Source organism: Providencia sp. PROV116, assembly GCF_028482485.1.
In the GTDB taxonomy this organism is placed as follows: domain Bacteria; phylum Pseudomonadota; class Gammaproteobacteria; order Enterobacterales; family Enterobacteriaceae; genus Providencia; species Providencia rettgeri.
In genome coordinates this window covers 22,699-44,350 of the sequence record NZ_JAMPQO010000007.1, presented here as the reverse complement: position 1 = coordinate 44,350, position 21,652 = coordinate 22,699, and the positions used below count along the sequence as shown (strand labels likewise).

The window sequence follows — 21,652 nt, the reverse complement described above, 5'->3', positions numbered from 1 at the left end:
GGCCTCTATTTAGTGCACGACAGGTTGAGAAACCTGCTGTTTCTTTTTAATCAAAATGCTGTTATTCATTTTTTGTAGTTCAGCCACATCTAAAATCAATGCAACAGAACCATCACCCATAATCGTTGCTGCGGAAATACCGGGGATCTTGCGATAATTACTTTCAATGTTTTTCACCACCACTTGCTGCTGCCCAACTAATTTGTCGACCAACAATGCAAAACGATGACCTGCATTCTGAATAATCAGCACAATACTGTTATCTAAATTTCGTTCGGCTTCTTCGATGGAAAATACGTGGTGTAATTCAACAAGCGGTAGATATTCACCTCGCACAAGCAACATTTTTTCCTCTCCAGCCAAGCGATAAATATCCTCTTGTCGAGGCTGCAACGTGCTGATAATTGCACTCAATGGCACGATAAAGACATCTTCCGCTACTTTCACCGACATACCATCCAAAATGGCTAAAGTGAGCGGTAATAAGATGCGGATAATGGTGCCTTTGCCTTCGGTAAAACCGATTTGAATACGACCGCCCATGTCTTGGATATTTCTTTTCACCACATCCATTCCAACACCGCGTCCCGAAACGTCTGTCACTACCTCTGCGGTTGAGAATCCTGGAGCCATAATCAACATCGCAACTTCATCATTGCTCATACCATCATGCACGTTCATGCCTTGTGACTTCGCTTTTGCCAAAATACGTTCACGGTTTAGCCCTGCGCCGTCATCACGAACTTCAATGCAAATATTGCCACTTTGATGTGCTGCCGCTAAGGTCAATGTGCCAGCTTCTGGCTTACCATTTGCCACGCGAACTTCCGGCTTTTCAATCCCATGGTCGAGGCTATTACGAACAAGGTGATTCAGGGGATCGACGATGCGCTCAATCAAACTTTTATCGAGTTCAGTTGAACTTCCTTCCACTTTCAGCTCGATTTTTTTACCTAATTTCGATGCAATATCGCGTACCATGCGTGGGAAACGACTAAATACGTAATCCATTGGCATCATGCGAATTGACATAACGGATTCTTGCAAGGCGCGAGAATTACGCTCCAACTGTACGATTGAGCTTAATAAATCACTGTATTCATTTTGATCGACATGCTGACTATGTTGGGTCAGCATTGATTGAATAATGACCAACTCCCCGACTAAGTTGATCAACTGGTCAACTTTCTCTACAGCCACACGAATACTGCTCGAATCCCCTTTCGGTTTAGCGATTGCAGGTTTTTTCGAGGTATTTGCAGGCGCAGCTACCGCTGGTGAAACAGTTACAGGTTTTGCTTCTTTCTCCGGCTCAGGAATCTTAATTTCGATTGTGCCATCGGAGCCATCCGTGATGACTTCTTCAGGAGATAAGGCGAGGCAATCCGCAAATGATACGACTTGGTGAGCAATCTGTGATTCATCCACCACAAAACATAATACGCCACTAATATCATCAATATCAGTGTTTGTACCAAGCCATGCTTGCAAACTATTTGCTGTTTTTTCAGTATGATACAAGTGCCCAAATAAACTGAGCTCATCTGCCAGTAAATCAACTTCATTTTCTTTGAGCTGATTTAACGAGATCATAAAGTAGTGTGAATATTCACCTTGCTCTGCGGGAGCTTCTTCAACAACCGCAACTTCAACTTTAGTCTCAGGTAACGCAGCCGTTGTTTCAGTGACCTCTTCTGCTCTATTTTCAACCCGGCTAAGCACCTCACAAATGCGCTTAAAGGTCTCTTCATCCGGCAAAGAATCATTTTTATAGGCATCTAACTGTGATGCCATGACATCCTTAGCATCAAGAAAAACATCAATAATGTCAGGTGTGAGTGTTAATTCATCATGACGCGCCTTATCTAAAAGGTTTTCCAATGTGTGAGTCGTATTCTGCAACTGAGTGAAACCAAAGGTTGCAGCCCCTCCTTTTATTGAATGGGCACTGCGGAAGATGGCATTTAGCTGCTCGCTATCCGGGTCAAAAGGATCAAGCTCAAGTAAATGTTGTTCCATATCCCTGAGCAACTCATCAGCTTCATCGAAAAATGTTTGATAAAACTCGGTAATATCCATGGTTTTTATCCAATTTCGCTTAAGTTTCACTTAACGCTGACTGCCGGACATTCCGGCAGACAACTGAACATGTTATGTAATAAATTCAAATAACAGCAATTCATCACGGTATTTTCACCGCAGCGACAACACCCACGGACGTTTCTGATGTGGGCTTTTGCGGTTTATTCAGCACATCATTGATCGGCTTCGCGCCATCATATTCACGGAGGATCTGCTTTGTTTCTTCATCATTTAATACAATGATACTTATCCGGCGGTTGATCGGAGCAAAGCCATCATCTTTGTCTAAGTGAATAGCTGATGCCATTCCAACCACGCGTAAGACTTTATTTTCATCCATTCCACCGCGAATCAATTCACGGCGTGAAGCATTCGCGCGATCAGATGAAAGCTCCCAGTTGCTGTAATTGGCTCCGTTGGCATAAGCGAGGTCATCAGTATGACCGGAGATACTAATTCGATTGGGAACATCATTAAGAAGTGGTGCTATTGCTCGCAAAATATCACGCATATACGGTTCAACCATTGCCGAACCAACTTTAAACATTGGGCGATTTTCACTATCTACAATTTGAATTCGCAGCCCATCGTTGATCATATCAATCAGTAAATGTGGCTTTAATTCATTCAAACGTGGGTCTTTTAAAATGGCCTGCTCAAGTGACTCTTTTAATTTTTCAAAACGATAGTTTGCATTTCCATCAATAATATTATTAGGTTCTGGCATCACATCCCCATCACGGAAAATAGGGTCTTTACCACCACCTGGAATAGGGTTTGTGGCATCTCCGCTTTTACTTCCTAGGTTGATAGCTGTACTTAAGGGAGTACGAAAATATTCAGCAATTTGTGTTAATTCTTGAGGACTTGAAATTGAGATTAGCCACATCACTAAAAAAAATGCCATCATCGCCGTCATAAAATCGGCATAAGCAATTTTCCATGAACCGCCATGCCCGTTTTGCTGATGCGAACTGCGTTTTTTAACCCGAATAACATGCGGTGTATTGGCTGCCATCCGTTAGTTACTCCTCAGTTGTTTCTTGTGAGCGAGCACCAACTTTCACTTCTCGAACTTTATCTTCAAGTTCAACAAATGAAGGCCTATCTGCGCTGAATAACACCTTGCGGCCAAATTCAACCGCAATTTGAGGGGCATAGCCTTGCAATGCTGAAAGGAAAGTCACTTTAATACATTCCATCATTTTCAATTGCTCACTACTGCGTAGTCTTATCAGTGCAGCCAAAGGTAAAATGAAGCCATAAGCCACTAAAATACCTAGAAATGTTCCCACCATGGCATGAGCAATTAAAGCCCCCAGTTCACCAGCAGGACGGTCAGCTGAACCCAAAGCATTTACGACCCCAAGAACGGCCGCAACGATCCCAAATGCAGGCATAGAGTCACCGACCATATTTAACCCCGAAGCCGGTACTTCATTTTCTTGGCGAAAAGTTTCTAACTCTTCGTCCATTAATGCTTCAATTTCATGGCTTTGTAAGTTACTGCTTACCATCAAACGTAAGTAGTCCACGATGAACATCATGGTGGATTCGTCTTTTAAAATACGGGGATACTGGGAAAAAATTTCACTTTCACTTGGGTTATCAATATCTTTTTCAAGTGCAAGTAACCCTTGCTGGCGTGATTTATTAAGTAATTGAAATAACAACGCCATTAAGTCCATTGACATTGTTTTATTGTAAGAGGAACGACGAAAGAGTTTTGGTAATACTTTACACAAGGCGACGATGGATTTGCCACTGTTACCAACAACAAAGGCACCTAAACCTGCACCTAAAATAATAACAAATTCAGCAGGTTGATAAAGCGCACCCAAATGGCCACCGACCATTAAGTATCCGCCTATAACCGCAACTGTAACAATGATATACCCGATGAGTATTAACACAATATTCCCTTTCACTCCGTTGGTTAACAGATGGCAGTCAAAGGGAATATTAGGAGTGACAGGCAAAAACCTTTGCCTGTTAACCAAATCAATCCAATTACATTACCGCTTTAGTAATGCCATCCTGTCGATATACCGTAATATCGGCTAGATGCTCGGAAAGTTTACGTTTTTTTATTGCACGTGATGGCGGTTGGCATAAACTGCAAGTGAAGCTATTTTCAGGAATATGTGCGTAAGTAATAAAAGAACCATGGCAACAGCTACATTGTGAACTTTGTAACATGCCACTTTCCACAAAACGGACTAATGTCCAAGCACGTGTTAAAGCTAACAAAGGCTCCTCACCAGGTTCTGGAATGCACTGTTCAAGGTATAACCTGTAGGCTTTTAATATGGCATCCACACCACGACATTGACCACTTTTAAGTAAAAATTGATAAGCATTATAGAACATGGATGAATGAATATTCTGTTCCCACGTCATAAACCAATCTGTAGAAAAAGGTAGCATGCCTTTTGGTGGTGGGCAGCCTCTTAGCTCTTTATATAAACGAACTAAACGACCACGACTAATTTGAGTTTCACTTTCTAACATTTGAAGGCGAGCGCCTAAAGAGATTAGTTCCATGGCTAATCGAATATCATTCGCTTCTTGGACTATACTTTTTTCAGCTGCGGTACTCATCTTTTTCTCGCTATTTCTGTGTCGCCCTCATTATGCGTTTGCAATAATCGGGTCGAAAGTAAGATACCTGTATGAATTTGTTGCAATTCATCAACTCTTGAATCACGGGTTAGCTTTTCAATTGTGTCACTATTATCAAATCTAAACTGGCAGATTAGCTGGTTTGTCTCTGCTAATTTGACTAATTGAGGGAGTGTAAGGTCTGCTAAAGTAGTTGCCATTGCATCAGAGATACCTAAACGAAACATCGCAGAGGCTTTCTCTTGGGAGATGAGTTTTTGGGCTAATAGCAAATATGAGAGGTTAATATCGTATATATGCTTCAGAAAATCTGTCGTCGAGCTCATTTTTTTTCCTTTCCGAAAATTATCAACATCTGTGCGATCTGTGTGCAAAAAGAACAAATATAAATTTGAAAGTATTGTGTAATCAAATTATTAAATTTAAAAAGTAATTAAATTGGGTAAATACAATTCCATTAACTTTCCCATGTCATCCATTCAAAAGTACCCAATTTGGAGTATAAACACACAAATTTCCAAACTTAAATTAAAGATATTTCCTGAATACCTACAACAATAAAGAATGACTAAAAAATTAGCGGTTCCCGTAAAAATCAGAAATGGCTGATGTCATTATTAGTCGCTAATTATTATGCACCACTAAATTAACTATTCAAGGTACTTATGTTTCTTTTTATACCAATGGGATGATTACCCCTTAATTCATTAAATAATCTTCATTATCTCTTTATCTTCTATTACTTTATCCTAAATATCCACAACATTTTTAGTCACCTTAAGCAAAATGGCAGGATTTTAATCAAAGCATTCACTCTTTACATGTGATTACCAAGCGAAAAAAACCAAGCACAACATCAAAAACAATATATTGATCCAAATCAATTTTTAGTATTAAGAAACTGAATTGCATATGGCTGTATTATGTCTTTATCGGCATTACTGGAATAAAACTTAATCATTAATTTTCAATAAGTTTAATCTATATTCCAACCATCATTCAAAATTATTCAATTGTAGTTATCATGCAAATGCTCACTATATTGTCATACATATTAAGTATCAGGTCTCAATTTTCATTAGATTCATTAAACAATGATTATAATGTCACCACCCGGTAATATTAATAAAATTAATAAAATTTAAAGAAGCTACAGATAATAAAAATTTATTTAGCTTAAATATTTCTATTGGCTATTCTTGTTTATTTGGCATTTTAAGTAATCATATGGTTATTAATTCATTAAAGTAACTTTTTTGATTAATTAATATTTATTTTTTTATATAAAATAGCTGAAATTTCATTTTTTTTAATAAAAAGATCAACCTACGCTAACCAATCAATTTTGTGTTAAGGGTGAAAAATGAAAGTTTCAATTAAGAACATTCCATTTTCTATATATTTTTCATATCACTTTTAAAACATTCGATTGGCACTTAAAATAAAAACGATTAAGCGTATTATTACATGTATTCATACTTATCCGTTCTAGCTGTTTTCACGCAACGATAACAACTTTAATTAACTAATGTTATAATAACTATTGATTACTATATACTTTTATTTTAACAAAATACCCTAATCATCATTCTAACTTAAGTAAAATTGCTTAATCCAATAATGAAGGATTAGAAAAAAAATGACTTTTAGTTAAAATAATTCAGTGAGAAGCTTGCTTATAAAACAAACAAATTTATTGTGCTTTTTATGAGCAAAAATATTCTCCAATTTGCGACAGTCTTCACACTTGTTTTCTTTTTTTCTCAATAATTTCCGAATAAAACGATACTCTCATTGATATATTTATGTTAAGAAGATCACATTAATATTGCTTACAATGCTCTCTAAGTCGTATGTAGGATCAATATAGACAAAATGATGAAAAAATGACAAGGCCAGTGAAGTGATAAACTTGTTTTCCTCATGCACCAATGCAACACTGAGCACACTAAAATATAATTTTAAGGAAAAGCATGTTCAATTATCAAGCAACTGTAGACTTCATTGAGGAAGAAAACGTATATGAAATCAACTTCAGTGATTTTTCTGAGCTACAGGGCGTTAGCTATTGTAAAGAAGATGTTGAGTTAGAAGCCCAAGAAATTTTGCTCGCTTCTTTTGCCGAACTTGTTGAACTCAGAAAACCTATTCCATTTGCAACACAAACAAAAAGTGAAGCAACCTTTACTGTTTATTTCCCCATAATCTGCTGCTTAAAAATTGCCTTGCATAACGCGATTCTCAATTCTGTAACACAACGCATCGACCTCGCTCGCAGGCTGAACATCAATGCGCAACAGATAGAACGCTTACTGGATATTCATTATGCATCTAAAATTGAACTTTTAGAGCAGGCTTTATATATATTAGGCGTTGAAGCTTCAATTACAGTCACCCCAAAATTGGTTGATAACAGCATGAACTGATCATCATTGATAAGAATAGCGCCGAAATAGCCTAAAACACCTTTATTTACCTATACTGATTGTTAGGCGTTGATGAAATGGCAGAGACTTGAGTTAATTTTATTTTCCTCATGTCTCAAACTCTGTAATTGGAATCATTTTTTAGGTACATTCCATACTAAAAAATAGTCTCTTTAAATTGTTCGCAATTCAACCAAATCATACTTTTCCAACCCAATACAGATTCCTTGGGGTGTCTATCACGTTTCATGTCTTAAGCATCTGTGATTTTTATCGTACTCTTAAATGATGAATAAAGGATATTGTAGCCTTATATCCAGTTACTAAATCATGAATTAACTCGAATTAAGAGTAACATTTAACTTAATAAGACTCATCAATATTTGACGTATTACCTTCCCTTTTATAATCCCTAAAATAATTTATTTTAAATAAAAATCTCAATGAGGTACAATAAGTGAGTTTTTATATAGGGTATATGTATGAAAAATGAAAATCACTTAATCTCGAATATAAAAGATAATAACCAACCATACTGGCCTACACTAAAGCTTATATTGAGTTCATTAATTGTTTTTACTTTTTATTTAAATTTAGTTGATAAAAACAAATATGCGTTGCTTATTAATACTTTTGAATTAACATTAATCCCTATGTTTGTATTTATAGTTGCATTTATAACAAAAAATACAACATGGAAAGGGTTACAATCTCATCTTCTTCCTGCTGTTATCATTTATTTTACGTTCCAAACAATCGATATGCTCCCACTTTATTTCACCGGTGAGTTAACTTTAAGAACCTATTTACTTTCTCCTCAGTACGGAGTTTGGTTTTTCTTAGCAACGCCTATCTGGCAAGCTATTTTTTTATTATTACCGAAAAGCTTTAAATTAAATAAATTCTACCTCTCTATAATTTTAATATTATCATTAATAATTTCTTATATAACAAAAACTTACCTTATGCCATTTTCTAGTTTCTTCTCAATTATTCTATATTTTCCATTTTTTGTCATCGCTTATTTTATTAATAATGAAAGTATATCTTCGTTAAGAAAAAAACCTACCATGGTAATTTTTTGTATTACAATTTCAGCTATTTTATTCCTTCATTATCGAGATGCTTTCTTAAGTGAAATGCTCAGCGGTATCAACTCCTATTTATTCTTCAACGAATTTATTACTCATATTTTAAATTTTTCTATAAGTCTAGTGTTAGGGTCAAGCATTATTTACTTTGCCTTATCAACTGATAAATATGCGAAAACATCAAACAATGCTTTAGGTGTTTATTTAATCCACCCAATTATTTGTTTTATTATATTACAAACATTAGTTTTTTTAGGTATAGAGCTTAATTTATTATTAATAATAACATTTACTCTACTAACCATTTGTATAGCACTTTTATTAGCATCAATTCCAATTATTCATTGGTTTATAGATCCTATTTTTTACTCTAATAAATTGAAATAATGAGGTAAAAGCCTAACTCATAAACAATCAATGCTATTTGAATACTAATTAAAACAGATAAAAAATCACCTTAGCAGGTTAGTTTGAAACGCTGTTTAAATTCCTTGCAATCCTAGTTAGTTCAATCCGGCGTCCCTGTGTCAGTTCTTCAAGAAATGGGCGGCAGGGAAAGTATCGAAATGGTTAAACGATATGCTCACTTATCACCCACTCACTTGCAAGAACACGCCAAAAACATCGATGATATTTTAAATCTGAGTGGCACGAATATGGCACGCAAGATAATTTGATAACTCACAATCACACGTAACACTTCGTTTTAACTGGTGGGTTGTGGGGGGCTCGAACCCCCGACCTAATGATTAAGAGTCACCTACTCTGCCAACTGAGCTAACAACCCGATATAAATTATTTAACGCCTAACAATTGCTACAGTCAATATGATTCTGCTATTTTTATTATCTAAGTTAATTTAAAGTTACGAATGTAAAATTTAAGAAAACTATCGTTTGAATAAACATCACTTCGTTTCTAACAAGATAACTTTTCCTTACTCTAATTGAGATTTATGTCACAATATTTCACGCAAACATAACCACAAAATTATAAAAAAGACTGTGGCTAATTATCACAAACCACTACGGACATCTTTAGTATGGAAGAAAATGCGAATTCACTATCAACACAACCCAATGCTGATCGTAATCAGCTAAAACGTAGTCTTAGTAACCGCCATATACAACTTATTGCTATTGGTGGCGCAATTGGTACAGGCTTATTTATGGGTTCAGGTAAAACCATTTCACTTGCGGGCCCATCAATTATCTTTGTGTATATGATAATCGGCTTTGTGCTATTTTTTGTGATGCGCGCAATGGGTGAACTGCTACTTTCTAATCTAGACTACAAATCATTCAGTGATTTTTCTGCTGACCTTATCGGCCCATGGGCAGGTTTTTTTGTCGGTTGGACATACTGGTTTTGCTGGGTTATCACAGGTATTGCCGATATCATTGCCATTACAGCCTATGTGAGCTTTTGGGTTCCTGATTTTCCTGAATGGGTAACCTCATTTATCTGCGTAGTCACCTTATTAACACTCAACCTGGTTTCTGTCAGGCTTTTCGGTGAGCTCGAATTTTGGTTCGCTATGATAAAGATTGTTGCCATAGTGGCTCTCATTGCAGTAGGTGGCACATTAATCGCCATGAATTTCCAATCCCCTACGGGTCATACGGCATCTTTAAGCAACATCTGGAATGATGGTGGAATGTTCCCGATGGGGATCAGCGGCTTCTTTGCTGGCTTCCAAATTGCTATTTTTGCGTTTGTTGGGATTGAATTAGTCGGAACGGCAGCCGCTGAAACACGCGATCCAGAAAAATCTTTACCGAAAGCTATCAACGCGATACCTATCCGGATCATTGCATTCTATGTGTTATCTTTAATTGTGATTATGGCAGTTACCCCATGGCGAACCATATTGGCCGATAAAAGCCCATTTGTAGAAATGTTTGTCCTGATAAGCTTACCTGCAGCAGCAAGTATTGTTAACTTTGTCGTTTTAACTTCTGCAGCTTCTTCTGCAAATAGTGGTGTATTTTCCACCAGCCGAATGCTTTTTGGGCTTTCAAAAGAAGGGGATGCACCAAAACAGTTCAGCCAATTATCGAAAAAAGCCGTACCCGCTACTGGGTTAATTTTTACCTGTATCTGCCTCAGTTTTGGTATTGTTCTGATCTATTTTATTCCTGATATCATGCATGCATTCACACTAGTCACAACCGTGTCTGCAATTCTTTTCATGTTTATTTGGAGCATGATTTTATATAGCTATTTAAATTTCCGTAAAAAGCGACCTGAGATGCACAAAGCATCCCATTATAAAATGCCTGCGGGTATTGTGATGTCGTGGTTAAGCCTCGCCTTTTTTGCCTTTATGGTTGTTTTATTGGCATTTCAGCACGATACAAGACAAGCCTTAATAGCAACACCAGTTTGGTTTATTTTACTATTCATTGGTTACCAATTTGCTAAGCGCAGAAAGAACCAGTAATGATAAATAATCAATAGTAAAAAGGCCGAATAACAGTATCGTTACTCGGCCTTCTTAGTTTATAAACTTGCTCAATTAGCTTGCTTTATATTCTGCCTCGGCTTCATCAAAACGAGCCTGTGCTGCTGCACTTGGCGCTTTAGTTATCAAGCTTACAACAACAATGGCGATTGTTGCGAATAAGAAACCTGGGATGATTTCGTACAAATCAAACCATTTATATTTTATCCAAACGAGTACCGTCACTGCACCAACTAACATTCCTGCGAGTGCGCCCGTACGCGTCATTCGTTTCCACATTACAGAGATTAAAACAACAGGACCAAACGCGGCACCGAAACCAGCCCATGCATTACTCACTAATGCCAAAACTTTATTATTTGGATCACGAGCAATGTAAATGGCAATTGCAGCGACTAACAACACCATAAAACGCCCGACCCATACTAACTCTTTTTGGCTAGCACTCTTACGAATAAAAGGCTTATACAAGTCTTCCGTTAGCGCACTCGCACAAACTAATAATTGGCAACTTAACGTACTCATTACCGCGGCTAGTATGGCTGATAATAAAATACCAGCGATCCATGGGTTAAACAAAAGCCCCGTTAACTCCATGAATATACGCTCATTATTTTGCATGACCGAACCCGCTAAAGCCGGATTATTTTCAAAATAAGCGATACCAAAGAAACCAACCGCAATCGTTCCACCTAGGCATAACACCATCCATGTCATACTAATACGTCGAGCAGAACGAATAGTACGAGCAGAGTCTGCTGCCATAAAACGTGCTAAAATGTGAGGTTGCCCAAAATAGCCTAATCCCCAACCTAATAATGACAGAATTGCGATGATATTCATGTCTTTAAACATATCAAGATATTCAGGATTCTTAGCTTTGATCACTTCAATAGAGGTATCAATTCCCCCTAAAGAAAGGATCACAACAATAGGTGTAAGAATCAATGCGAAGATCATTAATGAAGCTTGAACAGTATCGGTCCAACTCACGGCTAAAAAGCCACCTAGAAAAGTGTAAGCAATCGTCGCGAGTGCACCTAACCACATCGCCTTCTCATAGCTCATATTAAATGTGCTTTCAAATAACAAGCCACCTGCGACCACACCTGACGCACAATAAATCGTAAAGAAAACTAAAATAACAACAGCAGAAATAATACGTAAAATCTTACTGTTATCCTCAAAACGGCTAGTAAAGTAGTCCGGTAATGTTAACGCATTATTATTTTTTTCTGTTTGGACACGTAAACGCCCAGCAACAAATAACCAGTTAAGATATGCACCGAGACTCAAACCGATAGCAATCCAACTTTCAGAAATCCCGGCCAAGAAAATCGCACCTGGTAACCCCATGAGTAACCAACCGCTCATATCTGAGGCACCAGCAGACAATGCAGTTACAACACTGCCTAAACTTCTCCCACCCAGAATATAGTCGTCAAAGTTTTTCGTTGAGCGATAGGCCATATAACCAATTAATAACATGCCAGTAATGTATACGACGAACATAATGATCATCGGAGTGCTTACAGTCATCCTGTTTTCTCCATTGAGTAGCTTTAAAATTATTAGTTATCTTTATAAGTGACCGCTGATAACTTGTAACTTCATGGTGTTGCACTTTATTGCACATATTTAATTTATCTGCGCAAACACCAAATAGATTGTGATTGTTTGTGTTGCACTAACTTAATATCTTAACTGCCACATCCTAGACAGAGTCGTATTAAATTAACAAGAAATTAACTATTTTTTATTGCATAAATAGAATCCATATCACAAATGTTAAAATTTAAACTTAAATTCACAATCAGATGTTTAATCGCCTCATCTAAAGATGATAAATATAACCACATGTAAAATATAATAAATAAATGAATACCAATTTAATTGAAATTATTAGAACTCAAAAAACTCGATATGTTTCACATTTCTTTCAGAAATCACACGTAACAATGTTGCACAAAGTTGCAACATTAAGATAATGTGGTGTAACTTTTTGATTAAAATGACTCGTGACCTAGAGGAATTAAGATGAGTAGCACTACAACTATGGGTGTGAGACTTGATGAAGCAACTCGTGAACGCATTAAAAATGCCGCTCAGCGTCTTGACCGCACATCACATTGGCTTATCAAACAAGCTATTTATAATTACCTAGAACAACTCGATAATGGCCAAGCCTTTCCAGAGCTCTCACCGGGTATCGATGTAAAAGAAAATCAAACTTCTGATGAAGACACCACCGTTGAATCTAACTATCAACCATTCTTAGATTTCGCAGAGCACATTTTACCACAATCTGTAAAACGCTCTGCAATTACTTCTGCTTACCGAATTCCTGAAACACAAGCCGTGCCAATGTTGTTACAGCAAGCACAGCTCCCTACAGAACAAGCTGAAGCGGCTCATAAATTAGCTTATTCAATAGCTGAAAAACTACGCAATCAAAAAAATGGCATCGGCCGCTCAGGTTTAGTTCAAGGTCTACTCCAAGAATTTTCACTTTCATCTCAAGAAGGTGTCGCATTAATGTGTCTCGCAGAGGCCTTACTGCGCATTCCTGATAAAGCAACTCGAGATGCGCTCATCCGCGATAAAATTAGCAATGGGAATTGGCAATCACACCTTGGCCAAAGTAGCTCAATGTTTGTCAATGCCGCGACTTGGGGTCTGCTATTTACGGGTAAGCTAGTTTCTACGCATAATGAAGCTAAACTCTCAACCTCACTTAATCGCATCATTAGTAAAAGTGGTGAACCGCTGGTACGCAAAGGTGTTGATATGGCGATGCGCCTTATGGGAGAGCAATTTGTTACTGGCGAAACTATCTCCCAAGCGCTCGCTAACGCACGAAAACTCGAAGATAAAGGCTTCCGCTATTCCTACGACATGCTGGGCGAAGCCGCATTAACGGAAAAAGATGCACAAGATTACATGGTGTCTTACCAACAAGCTATCCACGCGATTGGTAAAGCATCAAATGGCCGCGGTATTTATGAAGGCCCCGGTATTTCAATTAAGCTATCTGCATTACATCCACGTTATAGCCGCGCACAATACTCTCGCGTGATGGAAGAACTTTATCCACGCCTATTATCCCTTGTATTACAAGCGCATCAATACGATGTAGGGATTAATATTGACGCAGAAGAAGCCGACCGCTTAGAAATCTCTTTAGATTTACTAGAAAAACTCTGTTTTGAACCACAACTCGCGGGGTGGAATGGGATTGGCTTTGTAATCCAGGCCTATCAAAAACGCTGCCCATTTGTGATTGACTCAATCATAAATTTAGCTGAACGCAGCCAACGTCGTTTAATGATCCGCTTGGTAAAAGGGGCTTATTGGGACAGTGAAATCAAGCGCGCGCAAATGGATGGGCTAGAAGGTTATCCAGTTTATACGCGTAAAGTGTATACTGACGTTTCTTATATTGCCTGTGCACGGAAACTGTTGTCGGTTCCCAATTTAATTTACCCGCAGTTTGCAACACACAACGCACATACTCTCTCTGCTATCTACCAAATTGCAGGTAAAAACTACTACCCGGGCCAATATGAATTTCAATGTCTACATGGAATGGGTGAGCCACTTTATGAACAAGTGGTTGGTAAAGTCGCTGATGGCAAACTAAACCGACCTTGTCGTATTTATGCACCTGTCGGTACTCACGAGACACTACTTGCCTATTTGGTGCGTCGATTATTAGAAAATGGTGCAAATACTTCATTTGTAAACCGTATTGCTGATGCTACTATTCCGCTAGATGAATTAGTTGCTGACCCAGTTAAAGATGTCTTAGAACTGTCTAAAACTGAAGGTCAAATTGGCTTACCGCATCCAAAAATTCCGTTACCACGTGATTTATACGGCCAAGAACGAGTAAATTCGATGGGGCTTGACCTATCAAACGAACATCGACTGGCTTCCTTATCAAGTGCCCTACTGAGTGCAGGTATGCATCAAAAAATAGCAGAACCGCTGTTAGGTGGCAATTTCCAAGCTTCGCAAACGTTACCTGAAGCAACACCAATTATAAACCCTGCCTGTAATAAAGATATAGTTGGCCATGTTCGTGAAACAACAGAACAAGAAGCTGAACATGCATTAAATACCGCTAACGATGCGGGTACTATCTGGTTCGCAACTCCGCCTTCTGAACGAGCAGCTATCTTATTACGAGCCGCTGACCTTATGGAGCAACAGTTACAGCCACTATTAGATATTTTAGTTCGTGAAGCGGGTAAGACCTACAACAATGCAATTGCGGAAGTTAGGGAAGCGGTAGATTTTCTTAATTACTATGCAACTCAAGTCAAGAATGATTTTGATAACAATACGCACCGTCCTTTAGGGCCTGTGGTCTGTATTAGTCCATGGAACTTCCCGTTAGCAATATTTTCAGGCCAAATTGCAGCTGCTCTCGCGGCAGGAAATACCGTACTCGCGAAGCCGGCAGAACAAACACCATTAATCGGTGCTATTGCGGTTTCCATTTTGCATCAAGCGGGTATTCCACGCGATGTACTGCAATTTTTACCGGGTAAAGGTGAAACGATTGGTGCCCAACTCGTTGGTGATAGCCGTGTTCGTGGAGTCATGTTTACGGGGTCAACTGAAGTTGCAGGATTACTTCAACGTAATATCGCTGGACGCTTAGATGCACAGGGCCGACCAACCCCGCTGATTGCAGAAACGGGCGGATTAAATGCCATGATCGTTGATTCTTCTGCATTAACAGAACAGGTTGTCATTGATGTTGTCGCATCTGCATTTGATAGCGCAGGTCAGCGTTGTTCAGCACTGCGCATTCTATGCATCCAAGAAGATGTCGCAGATAGAACGATTCGTATGTTAAAAGGCGCAATGGAAGAGTGCCGCATGGGGAATCCAGAACATTTATCAACCGATATTGGCCCGGTGATTGACCGTGAAGCAAAAGAAAATATCGATCAACATATTCAAAAAATGCGTAGCAAAGGGAAAGTCGTCTTCCAAGCCGCATTTGAAAATCATGATGATCAACAAGAACAAATGGAAGGAACCTATGTTAAGCCGACATTGATAGAACTTGATGATGTTAGTGAGCTGAAAAAAGAGATCTTTGGCCCTGTTCTGCACGTTGTACGTTTTAAACGAGATGAGCTAGAAGCACTCGTTGAACAAATTAACGCTGCGGGTTATGGGCTGACACTTGGTGTTCACACTCGTATCGATGAAACTATCAACCAAGTTGTTTCAAAAGCTAAAGTAGGTAATCTGTACGTAAACCGAAATATGGTTGGTGCCGTTGTTGGTGTGCAACCTTTTGGTGGTGAAGGTTTATCTGGAACTGGGCCTAAAGCAGGCGGGCCACTATACCTCTATCGTTTATTAAGAGAACGCCCAGATAACGCGGTTTCAAACACTTTAGAGAGACAAGATAGCCATTTACCGATGGATGCCAGTGCCCGAACCGTATTACTCGAGCCATTTGAAGCACTTACTCAATGGTCTGAAAAACAAAATTCGGTTATTTCCCCCTCCGTTATTGAGCTATTTACACGCCATAGTCAGACAGGAACCACTCGTGTGTTGCCCGGTCCAACGGGAGAAAGGAATACCTATACCTTGCGCCCACGTGGTTTGATTTTATGCCTTAGCGATAATGAACAAGATTGTTTAACTCAGTTAACAGCGGTGCTTTCTGCGGGTTGTCAGGTGTTATGGCCAGATAGCGAACTTCATCAGAAGCTATTTAAGTCACTACCTGAAAAAGTGAGAAAAACCATATCGCTAACTAAAAACTGGATAGAATCTAAAGAGCCAATCGAAGGGGTTATTTACCATGGTGACAGCGATCAGTTAAAAGAGGTTTGTGCAGCGGTTGCACAACGTAAAGGGCCTATTATTTCAGTACAAGGCTTTGAACGAGGTGAAACTAATCTGCTGACTGAACGCTTACTTCATGAGCGCTCATTGAGTGTCAATACCGCGGCTGCAGGTGGTAATGCTAGCTTAATGACGATCGGGTAATAAACAAAAGGCCTGACCTCGCAGTTTATGAGGATCAGGCCATCCATCACAATGTGTTTATTTAAAAATACACTTATCTCATAAGAATAACAGTCGCGGTTCCTATCAGATAAGTGCTATCTCATATATTTACTGCTAGAAACATAAAAGGTGCCCACGAGGACACCATTGTTTAAAAACAACAATGAAAATAACGATGCTTATTTTCAGTATGTCATTCTAATTATTGCACTTTTCAGATTCCCAGAATAAATATTGTTCATATTTACGTAATGCAATATTGTAATTGCTAAATGCAGAGTCTGTCATTTTTTCACTTAACTCTTCTTGAACTTTACTTGCAGTAAATTCTTTCATAGAAAAATTAGAAGAAGATAACAGCTCATCTAAACGTCGTAAACGAACAACATATTCACGAACAGTACTATGGCTCATCTCAGTCTGTAAGAATAAATACTGTTTAAATGACATAATATCAAAATAATCAGTATTACTATTGCAATAAATTTCACTACAAAAACGACAAAGTGCAGTAAATTTATCTTGCAGCTCCCCCCAGGTAGCTTCATCAACCAATTCAGTCATATCAGCGATAGCTTCTTTATTTAAGATGTCATCGTTGAAAACTAAAGAGATACGATCAAGAGCCTTGTGACAATGTGCACAATGAGTTTGGCTGTGTTTAAAATCTTTGATGTAACGACTCAGAGGCCGTTTCTTTACAATAGAAGCAGACATAATGGTAAAGCCCTGTGTGTAAGTCTAAATATAAAATTGTAACCAAATAAATCAGGTTACATACATTGTATGCCCATAGCATTAATATATTATTTGCTATGTTGCATTGCGATATGGTGAATCCATATCATATATTCTTACTTTACCTTTAGAGAACTAATCATTCTAAAAATGTACAGTAAGAAAAGTTATCGCCCTTTGTTAAAAACATTCTAACCCGTCTCTCGCTCTTTGGCGAATTTCTACGGTGAGTCAATTTTGGTATGAATTTGAGTTAGCGTCAACAAAATTAACTTAATTGTCGTTAACCGTGTACACCTATCATTAACCATAAGTTAAGCAATATTTACTTATTAGTTCGCTTAAAAACAAAGACTTTACCTGATAATTTCATCTTCGTACAAAGAAAATTTAATTTAAAAATCAAACTTATACTGATACAAAGGTTTTCTTCTTAAATTTGTGAAGTAGCTCACTTTTCACATCTATAATTGCATCTTAAATGAACAGCCATTAATTCTATAAATATTTCATAGTAAAAATTTATCATTCAACCGTAAATATTTTGTTACAAATAAACGATTTTTTAATAATTTTAATTGTGTATAAAAAAATGTTATAACAATATTTCAAAATCTTATATAGGTAAATTCACGCATAACGCATTATTCTATCTTGCGAGTTGAAACATAATTATCGTCAAAAAATATGTTTATTAAAATTAGACAACCATTTTTCCTTCTCCTAATAAACCTTTAACTTCTTATCTCAAGCTTCAATCACTTCATCCGTCTATTAATCACCCTAGATAAGCGTAAAATAGTCAAAGGCATCCCATAACAACATGATAAAAAACAATTTAGTTATAGTTACAAAATTATGTAATGTAAACATCCTGAAATGAAATATGATAGCCTAATTAAATTGAAACTTAATTAATTAGCTAAGATATTATTTTAGGATTTGTCACGTTTGATATTAAAAACATCTCTTATATACTCAATTTGCTATATAAATAAATAATTTTAATAAGGTTGATTATGAAAAAGTTGATTTTAGCTTGTGGTATGGGTTTATTGGCACTGACAATCACTGCTTGTTCAGAAGAAGAGAAAAAAGGTGAAGTTGCTGGTGCAACTGAAACTTGTAACGCTTACTTCGCTGAAGTTGATAGCTTAATTGCTAAAGCTTCAGAAAACCCGCAAGCAAAAACTCAGTTAGATGCAATGAAAGGTCAGCTGGAAGAAGGTAAAAAACAAGTTGCTGCACTACCTAAGGATCAGCAAGATAAAGCTTGCCAACAAGGTATTGATGCAATGAAACAGATGAAAGCTGCATTAGGCCTGCAATAAGCCCTATTCTTCTTTATTCTGTAGATCAACAAGAGCCACACTAGTGGCTCTTTTTATTGCGCACAAAAAAGAACAACCATCCTTGGTTTTTCTTTTTCCAGACTTAACAATACATTATAACCACGTACCAAAACGTTTAATATAAAACTGCTTCATCAATTGAGCTACAACACAATAGCTCACTAATGTCAGAACTAGCCATGGGAAATATTCTATTGGCAACGGTTGTAATCCTATCATTTCACCAAATGAAGAAAATGGAATATATAACCCGAGAGCCATAATTAACCCTGTCGTTAACATAACAGGTAATGCGGCTGTGCTCTGTATAAACGGTATTTTTTGTGTTCTTAGCATATGAACAACTAGCGTTTGTGAAAGTAACCCTTCAACAAACCAACCGGATTGGAACAACGCTTCATGAGCAACACTATTTGCTTGGAACACGTACCACATTAGCGCAAAAGTCGTGATATCAAAGATAGAGGACGTTGGCCCAATCCAAATCATAAAGCGACCGATATTTTTTGCATCCCATTTGCGAGGGCGTTTTAAAAACTCTTTATCCATTTTATCCCAGGGTAATGCAAGCTGGGAAATATCATACAGCAAGTTTTGAACGAGCAAATGAATGGCTAGCATCGGTAGGAAGGGAATAAATGCACTGGCAATCAATACAGAAAATACGTTACCGAAGTTAGAGCTCGCTGTCATATTTAAGTATTTAATAATATTGCCGAAAGTTTCACGTCCTTTAATCACCCCCTGCTCTAATACCATTAAATCTTTTTCAAGTAAGATAATATCCGCAGATTCCTTAGCAATGTCCGTCCCTGTATCAACTGAAATTCCCACATCAGCATCACGTAATGCCGGTGCATCGTTAATCCCATCACCAAGAAAGCCAACTGTATGCCCATTTGCTTGTAACCGCTTTAAAATACGGGATTTTTGCAAGGGTGTTAATTTACAAAAAACTGAAACCTGCTCAACTTTCTGACCGAGCTCTTCGTCCGTCAAAGCTTCAATTTCCAGACCAGTCATGATTTCACTGATATTTAGGCCAACATCATGACAAATTTTTTCGGTAATAATCGCATTATCACCCGTCAACACCTTCACCGTAACACCATTTTCACGTAGCGCTGCAATGGCTGAAATTGCGCTTTCTTTTGCTGGGTCCAGAAAAGTTAAAATGCCTTGTAGTTCTAACTGATGCTCAGCTTGAGTTGAAAGCGGTAAGCGGGCTTCAGCATCATTCAAACGGCGAGTTGCGAGTAGTAATACACGAAATCCTTGTCTGTTATAGTCACTCACTAGCTCAGTAATTGTTGCTCTTGCTTGGTTATCAAGTAAATGAAGCTCACCATCTTGTTGATAGCTTTGGCAAACAGCTAACATTTCCTCAGCGGCGCCTTTACAAATAAGTAGGGCTTCACCTTCTGGTGTTCGTACTGTCACTGACAATTTACGCCGAATAAAATCAAAGGGTAATTCATCAATTTTTTGAAATCCTTTTAGCTGCTCAACTTCACTGTTCCCTCTACCACGACGAATAATTGCCTGATCCATCATGTTCTTAGCGCCACTTTGATGGAAGCTATTTAGCCAAGCCAGTTGCAAGATTTTACTATTTTTCTGCCCATTACTGTCTAAATAATGTTCTAAAATAATACGATCTTGCGTTAAAGTTCCCGTTTTATCGGTACACAGCACATCCATTGCACCAAAGTTTTGGATAGCATTTAATCTTTTGACAATCACCTTGTGTTTTGACATGGCAATTGCACCTTTGGCTAAATTGGAGCTAACAATCATCGGTAACATTTCGGGCGTTAACCCCACAGCAACCGCCAGTGAGAATAATGTTGCTTCGAACCAATCACCTTTTGTAAACCCATTGATAAGTAAGACAATTGGTACCATGACTAACATAAAACGAATCAATAACCAACTTACGCTATTCACACCACGATCAAACGATGTTTGCGCACGGCTCCCCACAATGGATTTAGCCAACGAGCCTAAATAGGTTTTTCCGCCGGTTGCCACCACAATTCCACGTGCTGTACCGCTGGTAACATTGGTTCCCATTAAACAAATATTTGAAATCTCTAATAATTCATTTTCTGTTGGCGATACGGGATCTAAACTTTTGGCTGAAACGTCACCCAATGTGTCATATTTTTCAACGGGTATGGACTCCCCTGTTAGAATCGCTTGGCTGATAAACAAATCTCTTGATTCGACTAGCTTTAAATCAGCAGGAACCATATCTCCTGCGGATAACAACACAATATCCCCAGGTACTAAGCATTTAATCGGCACCTCTTTTCGAACTGAACGTCCCGTTTTATTGTCGCGACGAAATACCGTAGCTGTCGTTCGAACTAAGGATTTCAATGCTTCCGCAGCTTTATTGGTACGATATTCTTGCCAAAAACGCAAAAATCCACTCAGTAAAACCATAGTGACAATAATAATCACCCCGGTTAAGTCTGTTTCCTCACCTTGACGTTCGGGAATAACATAATCCGTAAAAAAACTAACAACTGCTAATATAATCAGTACGAATATAAATGGATTTTTAAAGGAAGTGAGTAGTTGCTTCCATGCTGGAGGGGCTTTTTCATGAGCAACTTCATTCTCACCTTCAGTCACTAGGCGATCCATCGCCTCATTCTCAGATAAGCCTAATAAATTTGTTTGATATTCATTGAGCACTTGCTCAATATTTTTACTCGCTTGTTCGCCAACAATATATTTTTGGCGTGCAGCCGCTTTGACGCTTTTACGCGGTTCTCTTATTTCAGTCATAACGTTGTCTCGAATACAACACTCGTGATTTTAACGCTA

At 38.0% G+C, this 21,652-nt stretch carries 13 protein-coding genes, 1 tRNA gene and 1 pseudogene; 6 read left to right on the top strand and 9 right to left on the bottom strand.

Translation table 11 applies throughout. The features are described 5' to 3' along the window. Positions 1-9: 9 nt before the first annotated feature. The 5 genes from cheA to flhD all read right to left on the bottom strand — a co-directional run bounded on the left by cheA (position 10) and on the right by flhD (position 5,030). On the bottom strand, positions 10-2,079 hold the full coding sequence (gene cheA / locus PSE72_RS06170) for a chemotaxis protein CheA (RefSeq protein ID WP_196723434.1): 2,070 nt from the start codon (positions 2,077-2,079) through the stop codon (positions 10-12). A gap of 103 nt (positions 2,080-2,182) precedes the next feature. Further along, positions 2,183-3,100, bottom strand: a complete 918-nt coding sequence (motB, locus tag PSE72_RS06165) for a flagellar motor protein MotB (RefSeq protein WP_272690926.1) — start codon at positions 3,098-3,100, stop codon at positions 2,183-2,185. A 7-nt stretch (positions 3,101-3,107) separates the two neighbouring features. After that, a complete protein-coding gene (gene motA / locus PSE72_RS06160; protein WP_004909829.1) occupies positions 3,108-3,995 on the bottom strand; it encodes a flagellar motor stator protein MotA in 888 nt (295 codons plus the stop codon). A gap of 97 nt (positions 3,996-4,092) precedes the next feature. Continuing rightward, on the bottom strand, positions 4,093-4,683 hold the full coding sequence (gene flhC / locus PSE72_RS06155) for a flagellar transcriptional regulator FlhC (RefSeq protein ID WP_004909826.1): 591 nt from the start codon (positions 4,681-4,683) through the stop codon (positions 4,093-4,095). Continuing rightward, the gene (gene flhD, locus PSE72_RS06150; protein WP_004909823.1) at positions 4,680-5,030 is read right to left on the bottom strand and encodes a flagellar transcriptional regulator FlhD; all 351 of its coding nucleotides are present in this window, start codon (positions 5,028-5,030) and stop codon (positions 4,680-4,682) included. Before flhD ends, flhC begins: the two co-directional genes overlap by 4 nt. Before the next feature lie 1,647 nt (positions 5,031-6,677). On the opposite strand from flhD, the gene PSE72_RS06145 reads away from it, so the two are divergent. From PSE72_RS06145 to PSE72_RS06135, 3 genes and pseudogenes are all read left to right on the top strand, one after another. Then, positions 6,678-7,130, top strand: coding sequence for a hypothetical protein (locus PSE72_RS06145; protein WP_115167452.1), 453 nt, complete (start codon positions 6,678-6,680; stop codon positions 7,128-7,130). 482 nt (positions 7,131-7,612) lie between these two features. Next, on the top strand, positions 7,613-8,608 hold the full coding sequence (locus PSE72_RS06140; protein ID WP_232800777.1) for an acetyltransferase: 996 nt from the start codon (positions 7,613-7,615) through the stop codon (positions 8,606-8,608). A 116-nt stretch (positions 8,609-8,724) separates the two neighbouring features. After that, a pseudogene (locus tag PSE72_RS06135) lies at positions 8,725-8,898 on the top strand (integrase); the annotation flags it as partial. Positions 8,899-8,932: 34 nt separating this feature from the next. On the opposite strand, the gene PSE72_RS06130 reads toward PSE72_RS06135, so the two are convergent. Beyond that, positions 8,933-9,008 (bottom strand) — tRNA-Lys (locus tag PSE72_RS06130). Positions 9,009-9,263: 255 nt separating this feature from the next. Here PSE72_RS06130 and cycA point away from each other — a divergent pair. Beyond that, positions 9,264-10,664: a D-serine/D-alanine/glycine transporter gene (gene cycA / locus PSE72_RS06125; protein WP_115167453.1), complete on the top strand. Its 1,401-nt coding sequence runs from the start codon at positions 9,264-9,266 to the stop codon at positions 10,662-10,664. 75 nt (positions 10,665-10,739) lie between these two features. On the opposite strand, the gene putP is transcribed toward cycA, so the two are convergent. Next, entirely contained in the window at positions 10,740-12,224 is a 1,485-nt protein-coding gene (putP, locus tag PSE72_RS06120) for a sodium/proline symporter PutP (protein ID WP_004909814.1), read from the bottom strand. Between the two features lie 498 nt (positions 12,225-12,722). Between putP and putA the strand changes: the two genes are divergently transcribed. Then, on the top strand, positions 12,723-16,706 hold the full coding sequence (putA, locus tag PSE72_RS06115; RefSeq protein ID WP_272690925.1) for a trifunctional transcriptional regulator/proline dehydrogenase/L-glutamate gamma-semialdehyde dehydrogenase: 3,984 nt from the start codon (positions 12,723-12,725) through the stop codon (positions 16,704-16,706). A 219-nt stretch (positions 16,707-16,925) separates the two neighbouring features. Here putA and fliZ read toward each other — a convergent pair whose 3' ends face one another. Then, positions 16,926-17,444 (bottom strand): flagella biosynthesis regulatory protein FliZ, encoded by a 519-nt coding sequence (gene fliZ / locus PSE72_RS06110; RefSeq protein WP_115167455.1) that lies wholly within the window; start codon positions 17,442-17,444, stop codon positions 16,926-16,928. A 1,040-nt stretch (positions 17,445-18,484) separates the two neighbouring features. On the opposite strand from fliZ, the gene PSE72_RS06105 reads away from it, so the two are divergent. Further along, positions 18,485-18,796 carry a DUF5339 domain-containing protein gene (locus PSE72_RS06105; RefSeq protein ID WP_004909809.1) on the top strand — a complete coding sequence of 104 codons (312 nt, stop codon included), beginning with the start codon at positions 18,485-18,487 and terminating at the stop codon, positions 18,794-18,796. A 114-nt stretch (positions 18,797-18,910) separates the two neighbouring features. Here the strand turns inward: PSE72_RS06105 and mgtA are convergent, their stop codons facing one another. After that, positions 18,911-21,613, bottom strand: coding sequence for a magnesium-translocating P-type ATPase (gene mgtA, locus PSE72_RS06100; protein ID WP_115167456.1), 2,703 nt, complete (start codon positions 21,611-21,613; stop codon positions 18,911-18,913). Positions 21,614-21,652: the final 39 nt, after the last annotated feature.

Excerpts from the sequence above, each read along its gene's own strand:
- flhD (WP_004909823.1), bottom strand. The coding sequence starts at position 5,030 with ATGAGCTCGACGACAGATTTTCTGAAGCATATATACGATATTAACCTC.
- mgtA (WP_115167456.1), bottom strand. The coding sequence starts at position 21,613 with ATGACTGAAATAAGAGAACCGCGTAAAAGCGTCAAAGCGGCTGCACGC.
- flhC (WP_004909826.1), bottom strand. The coding sequence starts at position 4,683 with ATGAGTACCGCAGCTGAAAAAAGTATAGTCCAAGAAGCGAATGATATT.
- fliZ (WP_115167455.1), bottom strand. The coding sequence starts at position 17,444 with ATGTCTGCTTCTATTGTAAAGAAACGGCCTCTGAGTCGTTACATCAAA.
- PSE72_RS06145 (WP_115167452.1), top strand. The coding sequence starts at position 6,678 with ATGTTCAATTATCAAGCAACTGTAGACTTCATTGAGGAAGAAAACGTA.
- cycA (WP_115167453.1), top strand. The coding sequence starts at position 9,264 with ATGGAAGAAAATGCGAATTCACTATCAACACAACCCAATGCTGATCGT.
- PSE72_RS06105 (WP_004909809.1), top strand. The coding sequence starts at position 18,485 with ATGAAAAAGTTGATTTTAGCTTGTGGTATGGGTTTATTGGCACTGACA.
- PSE72_RS06140 (WP_232800777.1), top strand. The coding sequence starts at position 7,613 with ATGAAAAATGAAAATCACTTAATCTCGAATATAAAAGATAATAACCAA.
- motB (WP_272690926.1), bottom strand. The coding sequence starts at position 3,100 with ATGGCAGCCAATACACCGCATGTTATTCGGGTTAAAAAACGCAGTTCG.
- putA (WP_272690925.1), top strand. The coding sequence starts at position 12,723 with ATGAGTAGCACTACAACTATGGGTGTGAGACTTGATGAAGCAACTCGT.
- cheA (WP_196723434.1), bottom strand. The coding sequence starts at position 2,079 with ATGGATATTACCGAGTTTTATCAAACATTTTTCGATGAAGCTGATGAG.
- putP (WP_004909814.1), bottom strand. The coding sequence starts at position 12,224 with ATGACTGTAAGCACTCCGATGATCATTATGTTCGTCGTATACATTACT.